At 55.5% G+C, this 256-nt stretch carries 1 protein-coding gene; it reads right to left on the reverse strand.

What is annotated here, in order from left to right:
* Positions 1-91: 91 nt before the first annotated feature.
* Positions 92-235 (reverse strand): pilin, encoded by a 144-nt coding sequence (locus tag SB772_RS43165; RefSeq protein ID WP_410838917.1) that lies wholly within the window; start codon positions 233-235, stop codon positions 92-94.
* Positions 236-256: the final 21 nt, after the last annotated feature.

Consider the following 256-nt stretch of genomic DNA (forward strand, 5'->3'; position numbering starts at 1 on the left):
TTTTTGGCTTTTTTTCTGTGTCTGAAAGACATTCGCAAGCAAAAAAAAGCCCCGTGTCCTTTGGACGCGGGGCTGTTCTGGAGGTCAGCCTTCAGGTAGCGGAACCCGTGCAACCTTTAGGCACGTAGTCCTGTTGAGCGGTGCTGGTACACGACCAGCCATTGGTTGCATCGCGGGTCAAGGTAATGGTCTTGCTCAGCACTGGCGCCGGTGCATTCAGAATCGTGCACACAATCGTGCCCGCGCCTGTGGACGC

Source organism: Paraburkholderia sp. SIMBA_030 (genome assembly GCF_046535245.1).
Classification (GTDB): domain Bacteria; phylum Pseudomonadota; class Gammaproteobacteria; order Burkholderiales; family Burkholderiaceae; genus Paraburkholderia.